Genomic DNA, 20,306 nt, shown 5'->3' with positions numbered 1-20,306 from the left:
GCTATACGGCAGGCTGACCTTTCAGCCCCGAGGCCCTATATAATGTCCGTAGACGCCACGACCGTCCGCCGCATCGCGCATCTGGCGCGGATCGCGGTCAGCGACGCCGAAGTTCCCCATCTCCAGGGCGAGCTGAACGCGATGCTGGCCTTTGTGGAGCAGCTGTCGGAAGTGAATATCGACGGCGTCGAGCCGATGACCTCGGTGACGCCGATGGAGATGAAGAAGCGCGCCGACGTGGTCAATGACGGCGAGATCGCCGACGTCATTGTCCGCAACGCGCCCGACACCGTGAACGACTTCTTCCTGGTGCCGAAGGTGGTCGAGTAACGCAAGCATCGCGTTTTCGAGCGAAGTGGATACCGGTTCGCGTGAAGAAAACGCGTCAAACAAAAGCGACAAAGTTCAATGTGTCTGCTGTGCGACGATGAGAAGGCCTACAAGGCCTATATGGACTTCCTCGATGCCATGGAGCGCAAGGGGAAGGTCGCCGATCCCAACGCGGCGATGGACGCCGTGCTCGACCATCTCGAGGCGCTTGACGCCGCCCGCGCCAAGGAAAATGCCAAAGCCCGGCATGACGACCCCGCCAACGACAAGACCCTGTCTCCGTTCTTCTGCAGCCCGATCAATAAATGACTGATTTGACATCGCTGACGATCGCCGAGGCCCGTGAGGGCCTGGCGAGCAAGTCTTTCACCGCCGTTGAGCTGACCGACGCGCATCTCGCCGCGATCGAAGCCGCGCGCGTGCTCAACGCCTATGTGCTCGAGACGCCCGACCGCGCCCGCGAGATGGCCAAGGCCGCCGACGCGAAAATTGCAAAAGGCGAGGGCGGACCGCTCGCCGGCATCCCGCTCGGCATCAAGGACCTGTTCGCGACCCGCGACATCAGGACCACTGCGTGCTCGAATATCCTCGGCAATTTCATTCCGCCCTACGAGTCGACGGTGACCTCGCAGTTGTGGCGCGACGGTGCAGTGCTGCTCGGCAAACTCAACAATGACGAATTCGCGATGGGCTCGTCGAACGAGACCTCGTGCTTCGGCCCGGTCACCAACCCGTGGCGGCGCGAGGGCTCCAACACCACGCTGGTGCCGGGCGGCTCGTCCGGCGGCTCGGCTTCGGCGGTGGCGGCTGCTCTCTGCATGGGCGCGACCGCGACCGACACCGGCGGCTCGATCCGCCAGCCCGCCGCGTTCACCCGCAACCGTCGGCATCAAGCCGACCTATGGCCGCTGCTCGCGCTGGGGCATCGTCGCGTTTGCATCCTCGCTCGACCAGGCCGGCCCGATCGCGCGCTCGACGCGCGATGCCGCGATCCTGATGCGCTCGATGGCGGGGCACGATCCCAAGGACACCACGTCGGTCGACATCGCCGTGCCGGACTACGAGGCCGCGATCGGCAAGTCCGTGAAGGGCATGAAGATCGGCATCCCCAGGGAATATCGGCTCGACGGCATGCCGGCCGAGATCGAAAAGCTCTGGAGCGAGGGCGCGCAGTGGCTGAAGGCCGCCGGCGCCGAACTCGTCGAGGTGTCGCTGCCGCACACCAAATATGCGCTGCCGGCCTATTACATCGTGGCGCCGGCGGAGGCCTCGTCGAACCTCGCGCGCTACGACGGCGTGCGCTACGGGCTGCGCGAACCGGGCAGGAACATCATCGAGATGTACGAGAACACCCGCGCCGATGGTTTTGGCGACGAGGTGCGCCGCCGCGTGCTGATCGGCACCTATGTGCTGTCGGCCGGTTACTACGATGCCTATTATCTGCGTGCGCAAAAGGTGCGGACGCTGATCAAGAAGGATTTCGAGGACTGCTTCGCCAAGGGTGTCAACGCGATCCTGACGCCGGCGACGCCGTCGGCAGCGTTCGGCATCGGCGAGAAGGGCGGCGCCGATCCGGTCGAAATGTATCTCAACGACATCTTCACGGTGACCGTGAACATGGCGGGCCTGCCGGGCATCGCCGTGCCCGCCGGCAAGGACACGCAAGGTCTGCCGCTCGGCCTGCAGTTGATCGGCCGTCCGTTCGACGAAGAGACGCTGTTCTCGCTCGGCGAGGTGATCGAGCAGGCGGCCGGCCGGTTCACGGCGCCTAGATGGTGGTGAGCGATGGCGGATTTCCGCGCCAGTCTCGCTGACACCGCGCCCGATGCGGCGCTGTCGCCGCCGCTCGCCGCGTTGTGGTGGGCAAAGAAGGGCGATTGGGACCAGGCGCACCGCATCGTGCAGGATGAGGGCGACGCCAATTCGGCCTGGGTGCATGCCCATCTGCATCGCGTCGAAGGCGATCTCGGCAATGCCGGCTACTGGTATCGCCAGGCCGGCCAGCCGGCCGCAAAGGACACGCTCGAGGCCGAGTGGGAGCGGATCGTTGCCGCGCTGCTGGCGCAGCGCGGCAAAAGGACGCCGGTGCGGAGGCACCGCGAGCATTAACCCTGTTTCGGCCGCCATGCCGCCGCCCAGATTGGCCGTGATAGGCTAGTGGAACCGGGCGGGGGCCAGCGGCAAAAGAGAGTATTCGTGCGTGGGTCGGGCATAGGGGGATGGCTGTCAGCAATGCTGGTGGCCGTGGTGGCGGTGGGCCTTGCCGGCTGCGCCTCCGTCTACAATCTGCCCGGCAATGTGCCGCTCGGCGCCGCGCTCGCCGACAACAGCAGCGCTCGCGACATTCCGGCCTACGAAGATGATCTGCTGCTCGCGCTGTCGTTCTCCGGCGGCGGCACCCGCGCGGCGGCGTTTTCCTTCGGCGTGCTGGAGGAGCTTGACCACACGCGTTCGAGTGCGGCGGGCACCAAGACGCTGCTCGACCGCGTCGACTTCGTCTCCGGCGTCTCCGGCGGATCGGTCACCGCCGCCTATTTCGGATTGAAGCGCCGCGCGGCGCTCGACGATTTTCGCCAGCGCTTCCTGCTGCGCAACGCCGAGGAGGGACTGAAGACCCGGATCTCGCTCGGCAATATCGGGCGCGCGCTCGGCGGCGGCGTCAACGACAGCCAGTTCACCGACTGGCTCGATCAGAATTTGTTCGACGGCGCGCGGTTCGACGCACTGGCCGACGATCGCCGGCCGCGGGTCTGGATCAACGCGTCTGATATCTACAACCGCACGCCGTTCGTGTTCGGCAAGACGTCGTTCGATGCCTTGTGCAGCGACATCAGATCGTATCGTGTCGCCGAAGCGGTGGCGGCATCCGCCGCGGTGCCGCTGGCATTCGCCCCGATCGTGCTGCAAACCTATCCCGGTGGATGCGCCGCGCCGCTGCCGGCCTGGCTCGAGCGGGTGCGCAACGATCCGAACGCACAGCCGTTGCTGCGCGCCTACGCCGAGGCCCAGGCACATTACCGCGACGGCTCGATGCGCTACGTCAAGCTGCTCGATGGCGGCCTCGTCGACAATTACGGCCTGTCGGGGCTGAGCATCGGCTTGCTCGCCGCGCAGCGTCCGTACGAGCCGCTGAACGAACGGCAGGCGGCCAAGCTGAAGCGCATCCTGTTCCTGGTGGTCGACGCCGGCCGCGGCATCTCCGGCGACTTCGTGCAGACGCTCGAAGGGCCGAACGGCGTCGAACTGGTGTCCGCAGCCGCCGACACCGCGATCGATGCCAGCGTGCGCTCCAGCTACGCGGCCTTCACGGCGCTCGCCGAGGACTGGTCCGGCAAGCTAAAGCGCTGGCGCTGCGGGCTGTCGGCGGCGGAGCGCAGCCGGCTCGGCGTCGGCGCCGGCTGGAAATGCGGCGACGTCGCGATCTATGTCGAGCGGCTCGGCTTCGACCGGCTCGGACCGGACCGCGCCAGCATCCTGAACGCCATCCCGACGCGGTTGTCGCTGCCGCCGGAGCAGGTCGACCAACTGATCGCGGGCGGCGCCGACGCGCTGCGCTCGAGCAAGGCCTACCAGCAGTTCCGGCGCGGGCTCTGATCCCGCCGCAGGCGACGGCGGCGGGCCGCAAGAGGACAGGAAGGCGGCTTGACTGGCGCGATTGGTTGCGCGAAGCCCAATCCATCCCAGATATCCTTTATCCGGAAACCGAGATCCATGACCGCAGCTGCCGCCCCGCACAAACTGATCAAGAGCGCCACCGGCGATTGGGAGGTCGTGATCGGCATGGAGATCCATGCCCAGGTCACCTCGAACGCGAAGCTGTTCTCCGGCGCATCGACCGCGTTCGGCGGCGATCCCAATTCCCATGTCTCGCTGGTCGATGCCGCGATGCCGGGCATGTTGCCCGTGATCAACGAGGAGTGCGTCCGCCAGGCGGTGCGCACCGGTCTCGGGCTGAATGCGAAGATCAACCTGCGCTCGGTGTTCGACCGCAAGAACTATTTCTATCCGGACTCGCCGCAGGGCTACCAGATCAGCCAGTACAAGTCGCCGATCGTGGGCGAGGGCGAGGTGTCGCTCGAGCTCGACGGCGGCCGCAGCGTCACGATCGGGATCGAGCGGCTGCATCTGGAGCAGGACGCCGGCAAGTTGCTGCACGATCAGTCGCCGACGATGTCTTATGTCGACCTCAACCGTTGCGGCGTCGCGCTGATGGAGATCGTCTCCAAGCCCGACATCCGCGACGCCGAGCAGGCCAAGGCCTACGTCACCAAGCTGCGCTCGATCCTGCGCTACCTCGGCACCTGCGACGGCGACATGGAGAAGGGCAATCTGCGCGCCGACGTCAACGTCTCGGTGCGCCGTTACGGCGAGACCGCGTTCGGCACCCGCTGCGAAATCAAGAACATGAACTCGGTCAACTTCATCGGCCAGGCGATCGAGTACGAGGCGCGGCGTCAGATCGAGATCATCGAGGACGGCGGCTCGATCGACCAGGAAACCCGGCTGTTCGACCCGAACAAGGGCGAGACCCGCTCGATGCGCTCCAAGGAAGAGGCGCACGACTACCGGTACTTCCCCGATCCCGATCTGTTGCCGCTCGAGTTCAGCCAGGCCTTCGTCGACGATCTCAAGGCGCAGCTGCCGGAACTGCCGGACGAGAAGAAGTCCCGTTTTATTACGGGCTTCGGCCTGTCGCCCTATGATGCGAGCGTGCTGGTCGCCGAGCGCGAGAGCGCGGAGTTCTACGAGACGGTGCTGTCGGGTCTTGCCGACAAGGCGCGCGACGGCAAGCTCGCCGCCAACTGGGTGATCAACGAATTGTTCGGTCGTCTCAACAAGGAAGGCGTCGAGATCGCAGCCTCGCCGGTGTCGGCGGAGCAGCTCGCCGCGATCGTCGACCTGATCGGCGAGGGAACGATTTCCGGCAAGATCGCCAAGGACTTGTTCGAGATCGTCTGGCAGGAAGGCGGCGATCCGCGCGCGCTTGTCGAGGCGCGCGGCATGAAGCAGGTCACCGACCTCGGCGCGATCGAGAAGGTGGTCGACGACATCATCGCGGCCAATCCCGACAAGGTCGAGCAGGCGAAGGCGAAGCCGCAATTGGTCGGCTGGTTCGTCGGTCAGGTGATGAAGTCGTCGGGCGGCAAGGCGAACCCGCAGGCGGTCAACGACCTCTTGAAGTCGAAGCTCGGCATCTGAACAACAGGACAATGATGTTGTCCTTGGAGCATGATCCAGCCGGATCATGCTCCCTTGCATGCTCCTTTGCCGTCACCTTCGGTGTCGTCGCGCGCGCGTGAACGTGGCGTGATCCTGCCTCACACCCTCCGTTCGTGGCGCGCCGGCGCCACCGGCGCCGAATCGCAGAAGCCGCGATTCGTTCGCAAATCCGGTTCGGATGACCTCAAACGAGGCAAAAGCCGTCTTTCCCACGAAAATTTTTTCGTTGCCAAAAATTACGACTCGGCGTCGGCGACGTGCCGCTTTTCGTCTTCGCTCGCGACTCAGCGCAACGACGATCTCGCGTCGATCGCTTCAATGCGAATTCAAGAAAAGCCTACAACAGAAGGCATTTCCTGCAACGTTGACAAATGCCGATGTCGGCGGCTGTTGCACTTCTTGCATCGTCGCGTGAATGAAGTGTCGATTTGAACGGCGGCGCGCGCGGTGCGCGTTGCCACCGCTGCGTCAACACTTCCTTAAGCGGGACACTGTTTTTTTCGGTCTGTTGGTGTATTCGGGAAGTAGTGCATATCGATTCCCGAGTGCACGCAGCGAAGTAGAGCCATCTCACATACTGGAGGGCAACATGGCTAAGAAGGCAAAGAAGGCGAAGAAGGCGAAGAAGGCGAAGAGCGCAGTGAAGAAGACTGCGAAGAAGACCCGCAAGGTCGCCAAGAAGAAGTAAGCCTCTCGCCTCGAGAGGATTGCCGGCGGCTTGACGCCGGCACGTCGCGAGAGCCAGCGGACGGACTGCTGAGAGGCACATCCCACCCCCAAGGCTCTGGCTGACGAAAGAGGGTGTCGGCGAGACATCAGGTCAAACGGCTGGATCGAATTTCGGAGAGGGCAACCTTCCCAGAACCGGTCCGGCAGAAGAAACAGAGATTTCTTCGTTCGGTGCGGAGCCCGCTTGGTTCCGCAATTTCACCGGCGAGAATGCCGAGCTGAAATCTGGTCCTGACGTGTTCGCCGACCCCCTCGTTCCGGCGGCCCGCGCAGTCCGCGCCCGGCAGCCACTTTCCCCATCCATCCCCGTTCCGGATCGACGCTGGGCCTGACGGCCTCGCGTTGCTTTTGTCTGTGCACCCGACCGCACGCCGCTCCGCGGCTCGTCCATGGTCGCGCCGCCCCTCCGTCAATTTCGAAACTGATTGCCTGGTGGGACCCGCCGGCGCCGCGGCCAATGTCCGCCATGGTTATCGTTGTCCCAAACACCAGGGTAAACCGGCGTTCACGAATGCAAGGAAGTGCCTGCGGCACAGGCACTTCTGCGATTCCTCGATGCGCCCTCGGCGAAGCCGATTTACATCCCGTTCATCGCGATACTTAAACCGCTCTTCAAATTTGATGGGCCATGATCATCCCAACAAGCCGGCAAACGGCACGCGGTGATCCCGAGGATCAGCGCGGGGCATGATCAAGAGATCAGCCCGGGCATGATCAAAGATCAGCCAGGGAATGACAGGGTAGTTTCAACAGTGGACGGGGGCCGCGCTCGGGGGAGGGCGGCCAACAACAAAAAGGGGAATGAGAATGTTTCAGGGGGTCATCGATCAGGAAAGCGCTGTCCCGGTTGCCGCAACGGCGATCCAGGACGTGCTGTTCGAACGTGGCATGTATTGGGCGAGCGGCCGCTCCGGCGTGGTCAACCTCGTCGCGGCGCACAAATGGTTCAACCTGGCGGCGCTCAAGGGACGTACTGACGCGATCGCGCACCGCCGCGAAGTCGCCGAGCAGATGTCCGATGTCGAGATCGCGGCCGCCCAGCGTGAAGCCCGCGCCTGGATGACGACGCACTAAGCCAACCGATGTCGATGGGAGCCTCGGCTCCCTCGCTCCACCTAGAACCAGTATCGCGCCGCGTAGACCACCGTCATCAGCGCTCCGGCCATGATGACGAACTGCCGGACGATGTGGGCGGGAAGGATCCGGATCAGGAAGCCTCCGGCATAGCCGCCGATCATGGCGCCGAGCAGCATCGCCAAGGTCTCTGGCCACCGCACCGCTCCCTGCAAGATAAAGATCAATGTGGCAGCGAGCGACACGCAGGTCGCGAGCAGGTTCTTCAACGCCTTGATCGCCCTGATGTCGCCGGGCTCGGTGATCGACAGCACCGCGGTCAGGATGACGCCGAGACCGGCGCCGAAGAAGCCTCCATAGATGCACGACAATCCCAGGACAGCACCGCTCGCGCTGGTCGAGGGCAAGGCCGCGGCCTTGTGGCGCTCGACGGTCCATCCCTGGATCTGCGGCGCGAAGCCGAACAACAGCGTTGCAAATGCGATCAAGGCCGGCACCGGCCGCAGGAACAGCCGCTCGGGAAGCAGCGACAGCACGCCGGCGCCGACCGCGCCGCCCACCGTGGCGATCACGACGAAGCTGATCGTGCGCCGCGTCGGCGGCGGCAGCTTGCCGCGATCGGCGAGCGCCGCGATCAAATGCCCCGGCGAGATCGCCACCGCATTCGACGCGTTGGCGATGACGGCCGGCAGGCCCGCAGCGAGCATCGCCGGAAAGGTGATGAGTGTGGCGCCGCCCGCCAGTGCATTGATGATCCCTCCGGCGACCCCGGCCGCCAGCAGCAGAAGACTTGTCTGGGTATCCATCCTTCACCCTCTTGAGGGTGAGCAGGCTAGCGGGCGGCGCGCCAATCGGTCTGGAACGTCTGTGACGTCACTTCAGCCGCGCCAGTAGACGCCCGGCGTCGTGCCAAAGGTGCGGCGGAAAAGCCGGGTGAGGTGGCTCTGGTCAGAAAAGCCCGCATCGGCCGCGATTGCTGCGATTGGGGCGCCGGCGCGCAGCAATTGCCGGGCAAGATTGAGCCGGGCCAGCAGACGGAAGGTATGCGGCGGGATGCCGAGCTCGCGGCTGACCATGCGGCTGAAGCCTTCGCGGCTTCGCCCGAAGCCGGCGGCAATCGCTCCGATCGGCGCGACGCTCTCGGTCAGCGTGATGCCGAGCTTCGTCTTGTCGGTGCACCCGGCGGGGTGGGACGGCGCGCACGACAGGATGTCGTCGGCGATCTCGCTGACGTGCCCAGGCGAGATCTCGTCGACGTTCCGCCAACGCTGCCCGAAACGGATGATCCGCACCGATGAGCAGACGCGGCCGGCAGGAACGTAGGCGTTCAGGCAGACCGTTTCCTCGTCCGACATCGTCATCGGCGCATGCAGCATTCCGGCCGGAATCAGCGCGGCATGGCCGGCGCGCACGGTGACGGTCGCGCCGCCGATGCGAAAGGCGCGCGACCCTGACAGCACCAGCACGATCTGGTTCTCGTCATGGAAGTGCGGCTTGAGGCCAAGCGAGCCGGCGCCGCGCCACGATGCCAGCTCAACGATGTCTTCCCTGTCGGCTCGCCGATAAGTCCAGGCATTGGTCATGGCGAGGCGAGCGATCACGGAGGTCTCGAAACGATGGGGCGGTGATCTCCGAGCGTAGCACGGGGGTCACCGACCGTCATGAGGGCCTCACGCCTGCTCAACCGAGGCGATCGGCGAGGCCGTTCGCATGGTCGCCATTGCAATGAGGGCGGCGACGAGGTTGGCGGCCGCGCTGATCGCCACCGGAATGAAGTAGCTGTGGCTGATGTCGTAGGCGAAGCCGGCGGCGCTCGGGCCCAGCAGCGTGCCAACCGCGACGCTGGTGTAGAGGATGCCGATGCCGCCGACATTGCGGCCGCCGAAATGGTCGGTGACGACAGCGGGCAGGATCGCGACCCAGCCGCCATAGAACAGGCCGAACAGCAGCGCGAAGGCCGTGAGCGACCAGAAGGTGCCGGCGATCGCCCAGATTGCCAGCGAGACGGCCATGCCGAGATACATCGCGACCAGGAATGCATCGCGGCCGACCCGGTCGGCGATGCCGCCGAGGAGGAACCGGCCGGCCGTGCTTCCGACCCCGATCATCCCGAGCAGCAGCACGGCAAGCGTCGGCGCCACCCGATGATCGACTGCAAAGGGCACGAGGTGAACGAAGGGCACGAATACGCCGAACGCGCTGATCAGGCAGGCGGCATAGAGCCCGGCGAAGCGCGCGGTCCTCACCGCGCCGCGGATCGAGACGCCCTGGCGGAGCGGCGCGCCCGAAACCGTCTCAAGCGGATCGCCGTCCGGTCCGGTGCCGTACCGGCGCGGATCGTCCGCGATCAGCAGCGATGCACCGATCCCGGCGACGGCGGCGACAACGCCCAGCACGACATAGGCATCGCGCCAGCCGAGGCTCGTGATCAGCCAGGTCGCGAGCGGCGGCATCACCAGTGTGCCGACGCCGATCCCGCTGACGGCGAGGCCCGACGCAAAACCGCGCCGCCTGACGAACCAGCGTTGCACCGCGCCCAAGGTCGGGACGTAAGCGCAACCGACGCCGGCGCCGATCCCGATGCTGTAGGCGGCATAGACTTGGAGGATGGTCTGGGCCTGTCCCGCCAGCACCATGCCGAGACCGACCAGCGCCATTCCGAGGCCAGCGAGCCCGCGTGCGCCCCAGCGATCGGCAAGCGGACCGGAGATCATCCCCAGGCCGAAATACAGGAAGCCAGCGAAGGAGAACACCAGCGACACCGAGCCGCGCGAGGCGCCGAACTCCCGCTGCAGGGACTCGACGAAGGACGAGAATGTGTAGGCGCTGCCGAAGCCGATCAGCGTCACGACGAAGGCTGCTGCGACGACGTACCAGCCGTAGAACGGCTTGGCGCGTTGATAACCGGCGTGCATGACGGCATTCCTCATGATCGTTCTCCCTGTGCCGCATGACCACCGGCCTTGCTCGGCGGGTAGAGCAGCATCTGTGTGCAGCGAAACAGCGCGATGGTCTTGCCCGTCGCCTCGGTGCGGATCTCGGCGTCCCACACCTGGGTGGTGCGCCCGGCGTGAACGAGGCGCGCCTCGCAGCTCATGCCGCCTTCGCGCGCGGCGCCGATGAAGTTGGTCTTCAACTCTCCGGTGGCGAAGCCGATGGCGCCGTCCGGCAACGACGCGAGGCAGCCGAACCCGCATGCGGTATCGGCCAATGCGACGATGCTTGCGCCGTGCAGCAGCCCGTGCGGCGAGAAGTGTTTTGCGGCAATCTCGAAGCGGCCGCGGATGTGGCCGCGTCCGGCTTCGAGCCACTGAAAGTCCAGCAGGCCGGGCAGGCTGCCGGCTTGCGACGCGTTGATGCGCTCGACGAGCGGGCCGGTCTGGCCGCCGGCAGCGATCTCGCGGAGGCCGAGCTTGCTTGCGACCTCAGTCATGGCTTGGCTCCATCAAGAAAACGGAGCCGTCGGGAGCGGCAAAGAAGGTTAGAAAATCTAAGTTCCATGATTTCGACTTTCTCTGCATTGACGCGGCTTTCAGCATCGGATTAAGCTGATAAGGCGCCCGGGACGCCGAGTTGGCAAACCAGATTTGCTGGGCAATTCAGATTAGAAAATCTAAATCATGGAAAGCCGGCTTCCACCCCTGAACGCGCTCAAGGCGTTTGAATCCGCTGCTCGCCATCTCTCGGTGAAGCTCGCGGCCGAGGAGCTATGCGTGACGCCGGGCGCGGTCAGTCAGATGCTCAAGACGCTCGAAGCCGATCTCGGCGTGAAGCTGTTCGAGCGGGTTCCGCGCGGCATCTATCTCACCGACGCCGGCCGCGACTATCTGCCGTCGATCCGCAACGCGTTTCGCCAGATCGCGGATGCCTCGCGCCGCGTCGCGGCATCGGTCGATGTCGGTACGCTCACGGTGAGCGTCACGCCGTTCTTTGCGTCGGCCTGGCTGGTGCCCCGCATGGCCTCGTTCCAGGATGCGCATCCCGAGATCGATCTGCAGATCGTCACCAGCAACACAGTGGTCGATTTCTCGCGCAGCGGCGTGGACGTCGCGGTGCGCCACGGCCTTGGCCGCTATCCGGGGCTGCGCAGCGACCGCGTCGTCACCGTGGAGATGGTGGCGGTGGCATCGCCGTCGCTGGTTGAGCGACTTGGCCGGCCGGCATCTCCGGGCGAACTCGCGGGCTGGCCGCAGGTGCATGACGCCGATCGCAAGGGCTGGAGCCTGTGGTTTCAGGCCAACGGCATCGCGGAGGTTCGCACGCCGCGCGGACCCTCGTTCGATGACAGCGGCCTTCTGCTGAAGGCCGTGCTGACAGGGCAAGGCGCGGGCCTGCTGCCGGCCGCGATGGTGGCAAATGAGATCGCGAGCGGTGAACTGGTCCAGCTGCTCGAGACTGCGCATCTGGAGGAGTTCGCCTACTATCTCGTCTGTCCCGACAACCGGCAGTCGCTTCCGAAGATCGCGGCGTTCAGGGAATGGATCCTGGGACCGGAGGCTCAGTCGGCGGCGGAGCACTAAACGCGACGAGATTATGCCAGGTCGAGCAACGGACTCTGCTTCACCTCGCCCCGTGTGCGGGGAGAGGCCGGATCGCATGGAGCGAAGCGCAATGTGATCCGGGTGAGGGGGAATCTCCGCGAGTCTAACTCGAAGTTATTTTGCGGATGCAGCCCTCACCCCAACCCTCTTCCCGTAAGAACGGGCAGAGGGAGCACAGCGGCAGTGGACGGCTTACCGATAGAACGCGTTGGGCGGCAGGCCAAAATGCTTGCGGAACATCGCGCTGAAGGCGCTCTGGCTGGCATAGCCGGCATCGAGCGCGACATCGATCACGCGGGCGCCGCGCGCGAGGCGTTCGAGCGCGAACAGCAGGCGGGCCTGCTGACGCCATTCGCCGAACGTCATGCCGGTTTCCCTGGCGAACAGACGATGGATGGTCTTCGACGTCAGCTTCAGCCGGCGCGCCCATTGCTCCGCCGTGGAGCCATCGTCCGGGTGGGCCACCAGCGCGGCGCAGATCCGCGCGAGCCTTTCGTCGCGCGGCATCGGCAAGTGCAGCGGCAGCACATCGACTTCGCGCAGCTGGTCGAGCAGCACGCGCATCAGGCGCTCATCGGAGGTCGCGGGCGCATAGTCCAGCGGGACGCGCATCGCGGCGACGAACAATTCGCGCAGCAGCGGCGAGACCGCGAACACGCAGCTGGCCCCCGGCAGATCGGGAGCCGCGTCGGCGTCCACGAACACGGTGCGGATCTTGACCGCGCCGCACATCCGGACCTCGTGCGCGAGATCGGCCACCAACCACACCGCCCGGTTGGGCGGCACCACCCAGGTGCCTTCAGCGCAGCGCACGACCATCACGCCTTCGATCGCATAGAGCAGCTGGCCGCGCGGATGCGCGTGCAGGCCGGTCGACGCGCCGCTCGGATAGTCGATCTCCATCGCCGCCATCGGCCGCGCCGTGGCGTGATAGTCGAGGTGCCGTGTGGTCAGCTCGTCCAACACGTCTTCATCTCGCATGTCCCAATCTCACTAGGTGAGGTCATTCTAGCGTGAGACGGACGTTAGCGCGACAGGTAGTTGCTGGAGCGTCCTTCACCAACGCGCTGCCGGGTCATGTTCAAGCAGAAAGTCGCACTTCTCTATCCCTTCGTTGCCATCGTGCTGTGGGCGGGCAACGTCATCGTCTCTCGCCTCTCGGCGCACACGATCGGTCCGCAGGCGATCACCTTCTATCGCCTGCTGGTCGCGATGCTCTTGATGTCTCCGTTTGTGGCGCGCGGCGCCTGGCGCAATCGGCATGCGTTCTGGCCGCATCTTGGTCCGCTCGCGATCCTCGGCTTTCTTGCGATGTGCCTGTTCCAGAGCCTGTCGTATCTGGCGGCCGAGACCACCACCGCGACCAACATGGCGGTTTTCACCGCGCTGACGCCGCTGTTGACGGTCGCCCTCAGTGCCGCGCTGCTCGGCGAACCGCCGACGCTTGGCATGATCTGGGGCGCACCGCTGTCATTTGCGGGCCTCGTCTACCTCGTCAGCGGCGGCGACTTGTCGTCGCTGTTGCAGAACGGCGTGCATGCGGGCGACGCGCTGATGCTGCTGGCCGCGATCGCCTATGCGCTGTACGGCGTGCTGCTGAAACGCTGGAATCTGCCGATCACTGGATGGCAATCCACCTACATGCAGGCGCTGTGCGCGCTGGCCGTGATGTTTCCCGCGTTCCTCGCGACGCCGGCGCCGCTGCGTCAGGTCAACGCCGAGACTTTGCCGCTGATCGTGTATGCCGGTGCGCTCGCGTCGGTGGTGCTGCCGTTCCTCTGGATCCGCGGCGTCGCGCAGCTCGGCCCGAACCGCTGCGCGATCTTCATGAATCTCTTGCCGGTGCTGACCGCTGTGGCCGCGATCGTGATGCTCGGCGAGCCGGTCAGGCCATTCCACGTCATCGGCGGCGGCCTCGCGCTGCTCGGTGTCGCCTGCGCGCAGGCCTTGCCGCGGCCGCTAAAGACCGCGATCGGTGCGCGATAACGAAGTGACGGATCGCCGATCTCGCTGTTTTGATCGCATGTGAGAAGCCAGGGCAGAATACAGCGCTACGCTCGGCGATCACCTATTCGGTGAAACGGAGTGATCGTGATGCGTGTTGCCTTGCGTGTTTGCTTGCCTGTTGCCTTAGCCCTGACGTTGCCCCTTGTGGTCCTGTGGAGTGCGGATGCTGACGCCGCAAAGGCGCATCATCGTCGCGGGCGACAGCACCTCATCATCCGTCCAAGTGAACAGGTCGTGTCTCCGGACCGGTACGTATATCCGGGCTTTGGCCCGATCCCGCCCGGCGAGAACCGAAACCTCGATCCATCCACCCGCGGCAGCGGCTGACGTCGTCGCCGCCGCACTGATGCTTCATCGCATCGATCGCTCTGCCCGCGTGCAAGGAGCTGGTCAAAGACCGAGCTATGCTGCGTCGGTCACCAGCTTGTGCTGAGATCTCTCGGCGACGCGCTTTTCGAGCGTGGCAATCGTTCCCTTGAGATTGGCGTGCCGCTCATTGAGCGACCTTGCCAAAATCGGATACCTCGCGTCCGATCGGTCATAAATTCCCACGCGCGCTTCTTCGGTCGCGATGTCGGCTTCGATCTGCCGGCAGGCCAGGACGAGATCGGACAGCATCTTGCTGACCGTCGACTCGCGTCCGCCACGTCCGCCAGCTGTCTCAAAACGATGATGCATGTTCATTTGCGTGCTCCGAATGTCTGAGTTCGGCACACCGAGAACAGCTGGCGCCGAACTATTCACGGATACATCGCAAGTTCCCTGCCAGTTGGGGGTCCGTAAGAATACTGTCGGGGCGGTGCGGCGCGGCGTGTGCCGCCGGCTGGCGACAGTCTGATGGCTCGGACTATTCTCGCCGCCACGCCGGAACGCAAGCACCTAGCGTGACGCGCTTGTAGTCTCGCGCGGCGTCCTGATCTCCTGCCTGTTCGGCAAACCTGACCGCTGCTTCCATGTCTTGAGCGGCGGACGCGCTGTCGCAGAATTGGCTGCGAATTTCAGCCCGGTATCGATATGCCCTGTAGTTCATCGGGTTGTACTGAAGCGCAAGGTTGTAGCTGTTTTGCTCCTCAGTGGCGCCTCGGCGTGCTTCATCCGACTGACTGCCGAAATTGGTTTGGCGATTGAGCGCCTGGAGTGTCCCGAGCTCCGTGTAACGCAGAGACATCGCACCGAGACTGGCAGGAAGTGCGTCACCCGACGAAGAAGGTTGCCTCGCCGAGGTACGTTCAATTTCGATCTTCTTGTACTTGATTGCGTTGCCGTAGTCCCGCAAGCCTTGGAAGGTGCTCGATATTTCGCCGCGTGATCGACGCAAGATAAGCGGTCGAGAGGCGTCGATCGCTTAGCAGGTTGAGACACGCCCGTATCTTTGCCTGCGCAGGCAAGACGTCGCGGCATTCCTTGTCAACCACACGCCACTCGTCCCGCGAATGCAGCGTCGGCGGCGTCTGCGCAGCAGGCAGAAGGAGAACCAGCGCGAAACAGATCGCTGACCTGAGACCGCGACTTGGGCCATCCATCTATTTCTTCGCCTTCAGCTCGAGCTCGACCGGCCGACGGATTCTTCGCGCGGGCGCCTTGATCATTTGATGCCAAATAATCAAGCCGAGGGAAAGCTGACGCGGTTCATGGATGGGCCTAAAAGTGGGGCCGTTCGTGACTGGGAAAGACCGAACGGCCCCAGCCGGCCCGTAGTGCCAAAATGGAAGAAATAGGCCGGCGCTCCAGTTACGGAGTCGCCGGACAAATGGTTTCACCAGAGCCAATTGACGTCGCTACCGTACGTCCCCAATGCGGCTGCTTGCTATGAACGGGCGGGGTCGGCTTGACGGCAGGTCGTCAGGACAAACGCTGCCTTGCTACATTGCCACTCGCTGCCAAGCGCAGCGCTCGAGACCGGCCGCGGGGCAGCAGCGATCGCCAGCACAACAACCATGCAAGCCAGCGAAGTTGCGACCACGAGCCTGCCTGCCTTGGATGAGAAGCGCTGCCGTAACCAGGGACCCAAGTCGGCGGATCGGCGAAGCTGGGCGTTACGCAGAACCTGGTCGGTATCCTGGAAGTGGATGCCACTGTCTTGCTGCATGGCTTTACCCCGGAAATGTTCAGGTGAAATAAACAATGCGGGGATGGTGGGCGCGGTTTGTTGCGTGCTCGCTTCGCGGAGCCGGGAATGATGTTTCATTCACGCGGAGGTGACAACCGGTCCAGGCCAGGGGCCGATGCCGGCATTCCTCCAGGACGACCCTCTTAGGACCGCCGCTCAAGAGCGAGTAAAGGGCTGCTTTTTCTGCGGCTTATGGACAATACCGGGCGAACAAGAGAACTGGAAAATACTTTCGAAGTCACAGTCAGCGGTCGCACGCCAATACCGTTTTGGATGTGGGCGATTGCCTCGGCGGTCCCCCATTTCGGATGGAGCAACGGCGAAGGCGCCATCAAAGGTGCGGCGCTCGCCGTGTTGTTCGCTGGCCTGCTCGATAGGCCGCTTCCGGATCGTCTGCCCGGCTGGGCAACCGACTGGATCTGATCGAATCCCCAAAAAGTACGCCGCCGGTCTCAAAAATACACGCCCGGCGGCGTTTCCTTCCTGAACTGGGACACTGAAATCCCCAGCACGGTCCAGAGTGCAGGCACTATGCCATCGCGGTTCGCGCCGGGGCAGCTAAGTACCCATGTCGCGTCGCTGGATTGCTTGACCTAGATCAAACCCCACGACCGAAAAACAGCCTCGCATGCGCTCCTCCTGTAATTTCAATGGAGGGTAGCATGGCAGTAGTCGTGCAGTACGTGGTCAAGCCGAATCCAGGCGGTGACCTCGCAGGAATACTCGAATTGGCAAAGGAGAGTGCCGCGCTTTGGCGCAAGCATGGTGGCAAACCAAGGTTCTGGTCTGTCGCCGTCGGTGAAGCCGGCAATTTCGTTTTCTCAGTAAATTTTGAGACGTTTTCGGCTTATGGCGCGGCGGTTGACAAGCTGAACGCCGATCCAGCTTTCCAGACCTGGCAAGCGAAGAGATTGAAAGCGGGCTTGACCACTCTTGTGCGCGCGAACATGGCAATCGAGATTGAACTTTAAGGGAGCGCCGTGCAGCACGCCAAAAGTACGCCGCCGGGCTCGAAATGGCATTGTCCCGGCGGCGTTTCTTTATCCAGCCTTGGTCATATTTGCAGTAACGGTCGAACTGATCGCCGTCTCAAGTTTCGGAAAATCGGCGCGATTCTGAGAGATGAATTTGACCATGCTGTCGCACGAGGTTGTCACCCATGTCTTAGGTACGACCTGTTACCCATGTCTCCGGGCTGGACAAATAGTTGGCTGGCGGAGACGGAGGGATTCGAACCCTCGATAGGCCTTTACAAGCCTATAACGGTTTAGCAAACCGCCGCCTTCAGCCACTCGGCCACGTCTCCAATGGCGCCGATATGCCCGAGAGGGCGCTGAGCCGCAAGCGGCAGATTCAGATTGCGCCAAGGTGATTTGAGGGCAGCTCGGCCGCCGGCCGTCCCCAAGCCTTTATAAACCGCGCCGATCGGCTCGTATCGGAGCGCGCGGTTGCTTAAAATGCAAGATATAACAATAGATTAGCTGGATCTTTGGTCGAGGCTGGAAGCTGCGGTCGCCCAGCCTGTTGAAAACCCGTTGCGCCGGCTCATTCCACGCTGGCGCCGCGTCGCAAATCGGCCTCGATCTGCAATTTGGTGCCGCCGCCGAACCGGGCGCGATAGACCTGCAGGTTTTCCATGATCCGCTGGACGTAGTTCCGCGTCTCCGAGAACGGAATCAGCTCGACCCAGTCGACCGCGTCGACCTTGGGATCGCGCGGATCGCCATAGCGCTCGATCCACTTCCGCACGCTGCCGCGGCCGGCATTGTAGGCGGCGAAGGTCAGGATGTAGGAGCCGCGATAGTCCTCGAGCAGGCCGCCGAGCTCGGCGGCGCCGAGCATCGCGTTGTAGACCGGATCGGTCTTCATCCGGTTGAGGTCGAAGCCGATGCCGGCGCGCTTGCAGACGTAACGTCCGGCGTCCGGCGTCACCTGCATCAGGCCGTAGGCCTGGGCCGGCGACACCACCGCAGGATTGAACGCGCTCTCCTGGCGCGCGATCGCGTAGACGACGCTTTGCTCGACCTCCGGCCCGACCTGGCGGAACGAGGGGATGCCGTTGACCGGATAGGCGTAATGGTCGAACGGCAGTCCGCGGTTGAGCGCGGCCTTGCCCATCAGCAGCATGCCGCGGGCATCGCCGTGGCGCGCGGTGAGCTCGCCGAGGCCGGCAAGGGCTTCCGGATCGCCATTGTCGCCCATGTCGCCGAAGATCGGGATCGCGAGCTCGCGCGCGTCGATTTCGTAGAGCAGCGCCACCGCGCGCACGATCTCCAGCCGCTCGGCGCCGCGGCCGCGCGGCGCGCTGTTCAGCTCGATCTGCGGCAGGCCGAGCTTGGCACGCGCGAGCTGGCCGTAATAGCTGGTGGACTGCTCGGCCGCGCGTCCGTAGGCGGCGCGCGCCTCCTGGCCGCGGCCGGCGGCCTCGGCGGCGCGGCCCTGCCAATAGCCGGCACGCGCCAGCGCGGTCGGATTGGCGCTGCCGACGCCGATCCGCGCGAAATGCTGGGCGGCGAGGGCGGGATCGTTGAGGAAGCGCAGCGCGATCCAGCCCGAGGTGAATTCCTGCTCGGTCTTGTAGATGTCGCGGGCCGGCAGCGCCGCGTCGCGCGCGATCAGATAGGCGGTACGAAACTCGTTGGTGTCGATCATCTTGCGCGCCAGCAGCCGGCGCTCGATCCACCATTCGTCGACATTGTAGAGGCGGGAAGCTTCCTTCGGTGCGCTCAGCATCAGCCGCGCGGCCTCGGAGAATTTCTCCTCGCGGCGGAGCAACTGGATCCTGGCGAACAAGTAGCCGGTGTCGCCGGAGAGTTCGCTCGGCACGGCTTCCAGCAGCGCGCGCAGGTTCGAACCCTTGCGGGTGGCGGCGATGCGTGCTTTCGCGAGCGCCACGTAGCCGGAGCCAAGGCGCTTGGCTTCGCGCATGCCGGCGGCCTCGTTGTCGGTGCCGTACAGCATGGTGTCCATGCGTGCCTTGTGGTCGCCGGCAGTCAGGAAGGAGCCGAACAGCTCAAGCGCGGTGTTTTCGGTGTCCTCGCTCATCCCGTCGTTGCGCCAGGCCTCGCGGACCAGGCGCTCGGCATTGCCGCGGTCGCCGCGTCCGATCATCACCTTGGCGAGCGCGAGCCGGCCCTTGGCCGAGACCGGCGATTCATTCTGGAACCAGGCCCAGACCGCGGAGTCGTCGCGGTGGTCGTCCCACAGCGAAGCCTCGATGCGGCGACGCAGGAAGGTCTGCGACGGCCAGCTCGGATTGGCATCGAGGAAGGCGCGGTAGCGCTCGACCGAGGCGCCGTTGTCCTCGCTGCGCAGGATCAGCCATTCGGCAAGCTTGCGCGCGACCGGATCTGAGATCGAGGCCTCGGCCTCGGTGGCGTCCGCCGGCTTGCGCTTGCGCAGCAGCTCGACGACGCTTGCAAGCGCTTCCTTGTCCGACTGCGACGTCGAGGATGTCGCGGCCACGGCCGCAGGCAGCACCGGCTTGCGCGCGATCGGCGCGGCATGCTGGCGGGTTGCCGGAACCAGTGCGGGCGCGGGCACCGACCTGTTCGATACAGTTCCCGTTGCAACCGGAGCGGCGGGCTTGTCCGCGGTGGTCTTGGATGTGTTGGTCTTGGACGTGGTGCCCTTGGATTCCGTGGGCTTCGGAGCCGTTGCCTTGTGAGCTTCGGTCTTGGCGGGAGCGGCCTTGGCTCCGTCTGTCTTGACCGCGCCGGACTTGGACGACGTTGTCTTGTGAGCCTCGGTCTTGTGAGTGTCAGTCTTTTCAGCGTTGGTCTTGGCAGCGTCAGTCTTGGCGGCGCCGGGTTTGATTGCCGCTGGCTTTGAAGCCGCCGCCTTCGGAGCCGTGGACTTCGGCGTGGTCTTGGAGGCGGCGCCCTTGGAAGCCGCGTCTTGGGCAGCCGGCTTCGCGGTTGGAGCATCCTCGGCGGCCCAGGCATCGGCCGTGATGGCGGCAAGGCCGACAACGAGCGCCAGGCTCGTCGCCAGCGCCGTCGACCGCAATGTGCCTGCACGAACGGAACGGATCACAGAAGTCCTCTGCGGCCCCGAATCATCTGGTCGTTTGGGCCATGGGTTCTTATTTGATTGAAAACGTACACAAAATACTAAGAAGCCTGCCGGTGCGGCTGTTTGCGCCAGCACAACGGCAAAATCGCGGCTGGAAACGATTTCGCGCGCCGCAGATTACCGCTGGGAATAGGTACGGTACGGCCCTTTCGCCTGTCCGCCAGACCCGATATGAATTGCCTTTCATGGCGTTTCGCAACAACCGGGTGCCGGTCGCACGG

Annotated in this window: 18 protein-coding genes, 1 tRNA gene and 1 pseudogene; 11 read left to right on the top strand and 9 right to left on the bottom strand. The window is 64.4% G+C overall.

What is annotated here, in order from left to right; all coding sequences use genetic code 11:
- Positions 1-42 precede the first annotated feature (42 nt).
- The 8 genes and pseudogenes from gatC to ACVMIH_RS09570 all read left to right on the top strand — a co-directional run bounded on the left by gatC (position 43) and on the right by ACVMIH_RS09570 (position 7,353).
- Positions 43-330 carry an Asp-tRNA(Asn)/Glu-tRNA(Gln) amidotransferase subunit GatC gene (gene gatC / locus ACVMIH_RS09605; protein ID WP_057020773.1) on the top strand — a complete coding sequence of 96 codons (288 nt, stop codon included), beginning with the start codon at positions 43-45 and terminating at the stop codon, positions 328-330.
- A 78-nt stretch (positions 331-408) separates the two neighbouring features.
- Positions 409-639: a hypothetical protein gene (locus ACVMIH_RS09600; protein ID WP_057020772.1), complete on the top strand. Its 231-nt coding sequence runs from the start codon at positions 409-411 to the stop codon at positions 637-639.
- Positions 636-2,112: pseudogene (gatA, locus tag ACVMIH_RS09595) on the top strand (Asp-tRNA(Asn)/Glu-tRNA(Gln) amidotransferase subunit GatA). The gene ACVMIH_RS09600 and the pseudogene gatA overlap by 4 nt, the downstream one beginning before the upstream one ends.
- A 3-nt stretch (positions 2,113-2,115) precedes the next feature.
- Positions 2,116-2,439: a hypothetical protein gene (locus ACVMIH_RS09590; RefSeq protein WP_456861506.1), complete on the top strand. Its 324-nt coding sequence runs from the start codon at positions 2,116-2,118 to the stop codon at positions 2,437-2,439.
- Between the two features lie 123 nt (positions 2,440-2,562).
- The gene (locus ACVMIH_RS09585; protein ID WP_456861504.1) at positions 2,563-3,924 is read left to right on the top strand and encodes a patatin-like phospholipase family protein; all 1,362 of its coding nucleotides are present in this window, start codon (positions 2,563-2,565) and stop codon (positions 3,922-3,924) included.
- 117 nt (positions 3,925-4,041) lie between these two features.
- The gene (gene gatB, locus ACVMIH_RS09580; protein ID WP_456861502.1) at positions 4,042-5,529 is read left to right on the top strand and encodes an Asp-tRNA(Asn)/Glu-tRNA(Gln) amidotransferase subunit GatB; all 1,488 of its coding nucleotides are present in this window, start codon (positions 4,042-4,044) and stop codon (positions 5,527-5,529) included.
- Positions 5,530-5,559: 30 nt separating this feature from the next.
- A complete protein-coding gene (locus ACVMIH_RS09575) occupies positions 5,560-5,982 on the top strand; it encodes a hypothetical protein (protein ID WP_141341872.1) in 423 nt (140 codons plus the stop codon).
- A 1,104-nt stretch (positions 5,983-7,086) separates the two neighbouring features.
- The gene (locus ACVMIH_RS09570) at positions 7,087-7,353 is read left to right on the top strand and encodes a hypothetical protein (protein ID WP_021078341.1); all 267 of its coding nucleotides are present in this window, start codon (positions 7,087-7,089) and stop codon (positions 7,351-7,353) included.
- 41 nt (positions 7,354-7,394) lie between these two features.
- On the opposite strand, the gene ACVMIH_RS09565 is transcribed toward ACVMIH_RS09570, so the two are convergent.
- From ACVMIH_RS09565 to ACVMIH_RS09550, 4 genes are all read right to left on the bottom strand, one after another.
- Complete coding sequence (locus tag ACVMIH_RS09565; RefSeq protein WP_456861500.1) at positions 7,395-8,159, bottom strand: sulfite exporter TauE/SafE family protein; 765 nt, start codon at positions 8,157-8,159, stop codon at positions 7,395-7,397.
- Between the two features lie 72 nt (positions 8,160-8,231).
- Positions 8,232-8,954 (bottom strand): AraC family transcriptional regulator, encoded by a 723-nt coding sequence (locus ACVMIH_RS09560; protein ID WP_316394990.1) that lies wholly within the window; start codon positions 8,952-8,954, stop codon positions 8,232-8,234.
- 69 nt (positions 8,955-9,023) lie between these two features.
- A complete protein-coding gene (locus ACVMIH_RS09555) occupies positions 9,024-10,283 on the bottom strand; it encodes an MFS transporter (RefSeq protein WP_456861498.1) in 1,260 nt (419 codons plus the stop codon).
- Positions 10,280-10,786 carry a PaaI family thioesterase gene (locus tag ACVMIH_RS09550; RefSeq protein WP_082654056.1) on the bottom strand — a complete coding sequence of 169 codons (507 nt, stop codon included), beginning with the start codon at positions 10,784-10,786 and terminating at the stop codon, positions 10,280-10,282. The genes ACVMIH_RS09555 and ACVMIH_RS09550 overlap by 4 nt, the downstream gene beginning before the upstream one ends.
- A gap of 187 nt (positions 10,787-10,973) precedes the next feature.
- On the opposite strand from ACVMIH_RS09550, the gene gcvA reads away from it, so the two are divergent.
- Positions 10,974-11,873, top strand: coding sequence for a transcriptional regulator GcvA (gene gcvA, locus ACVMIH_RS09545; protein WP_057020764.1), 900 nt, complete (start codon positions 10,974-10,976; stop codon positions 11,871-11,873).
- 213 nt (positions 11,874-12,086) lie between these two features.
- On the opposite strand, the gene ACVMIH_RS09540 is transcribed toward gcvA, so the two are convergent.
- Positions 12,087-12,875: an AraC family transcriptional regulator gene (locus tag ACVMIH_RS09540; RefSeq protein WP_456785093.1), complete on the bottom strand. Its 789-nt coding sequence runs from the start codon at positions 12,873-12,875 to the stop codon at positions 12,087-12,089.
- Between the two features lie 96 nt (positions 12,876-12,971).
- On the opposite strand from ACVMIH_RS09540, the gene ACVMIH_RS09535 reads away from it, so the two are divergent.
- Positions 12,972-13,880, top strand: a complete 909-nt coding sequence (locus ACVMIH_RS09535) for a DMT family transporter (RefSeq protein WP_456785092.1) — start codon at positions 12,972-12,974, stop codon at positions 13,878-13,880.
- Positions 13,881-14,303: 423 nt separating this feature from the next.
- Here the strand turns inward: ACVMIH_RS09535 and ACVMIH_RS09530 are convergent, their stop codons facing one another.
- Both ACVMIH_RS09530 and ACVMIH_RS09525 read right to left on the bottom strand, forming a co-directional pair.
- A complete protein-coding gene (locus tag ACVMIH_RS09530) occupies positions 14,304-14,585 on the bottom strand; it encodes a hypothetical protein (RefSeq protein WP_057020761.1) in 282 nt (93 codons plus the stop codon).
- Positions 14,586-14,748: 163 nt separating this feature from the next.
- Entirely contained in the window at positions 14,749-15,219 is a 471-nt protein-coding gene (locus ACVMIH_RS09525; protein ID WP_456861496.1) for a hypothetical protein, read from the bottom strand.
- Between the two features lie 1,454 nt (positions 15,220-16,673).
- On the opposite strand from ACVMIH_RS09525, the gene ACVMIH_RS09520 reads away from it, so the two are divergent.
- A complete protein-coding gene (locus ACVMIH_RS09520; RefSeq protein ID WP_210262909.1) occupies positions 16,674-16,982 on the top strand; it encodes a hypothetical protein in 309 nt (102 codons plus the stop codon).
- 241 nt (positions 16,983-17,223) lie between these two features.
- On the opposite strand, the gene ACVMIH_RS09515 is transcribed toward ACVMIH_RS09520, so the two are convergent.
- Positions 17,224-17,317: transfer RNA gene (locus tag ACVMIH_RS09515), tRNA-Ser, on the bottom strand.
- A 239-nt stretch (positions 17,318-17,556) separates the two neighbouring features.
- Positions 17,557-20,043 (bottom strand): transglycosylase SLT domain-containing protein, encoded by a 2,487-nt coding sequence (locus tag ACVMIH_RS09510; RefSeq protein WP_456866413.1) that lies wholly within the window; start codon positions 20,041-20,043, stop codon positions 17,557-17,559.
- Positions 20,044-20,306 lie beyond the last annotated feature (263 nt).

Source organism: Bradyrhizobium sp. USDA 4503 (assembly GCF_054055815.1).
Note: the sequence above shows the minus strand (reverse complement) of the source record. Positions and strands in the feature narration are given on the sequence as shown.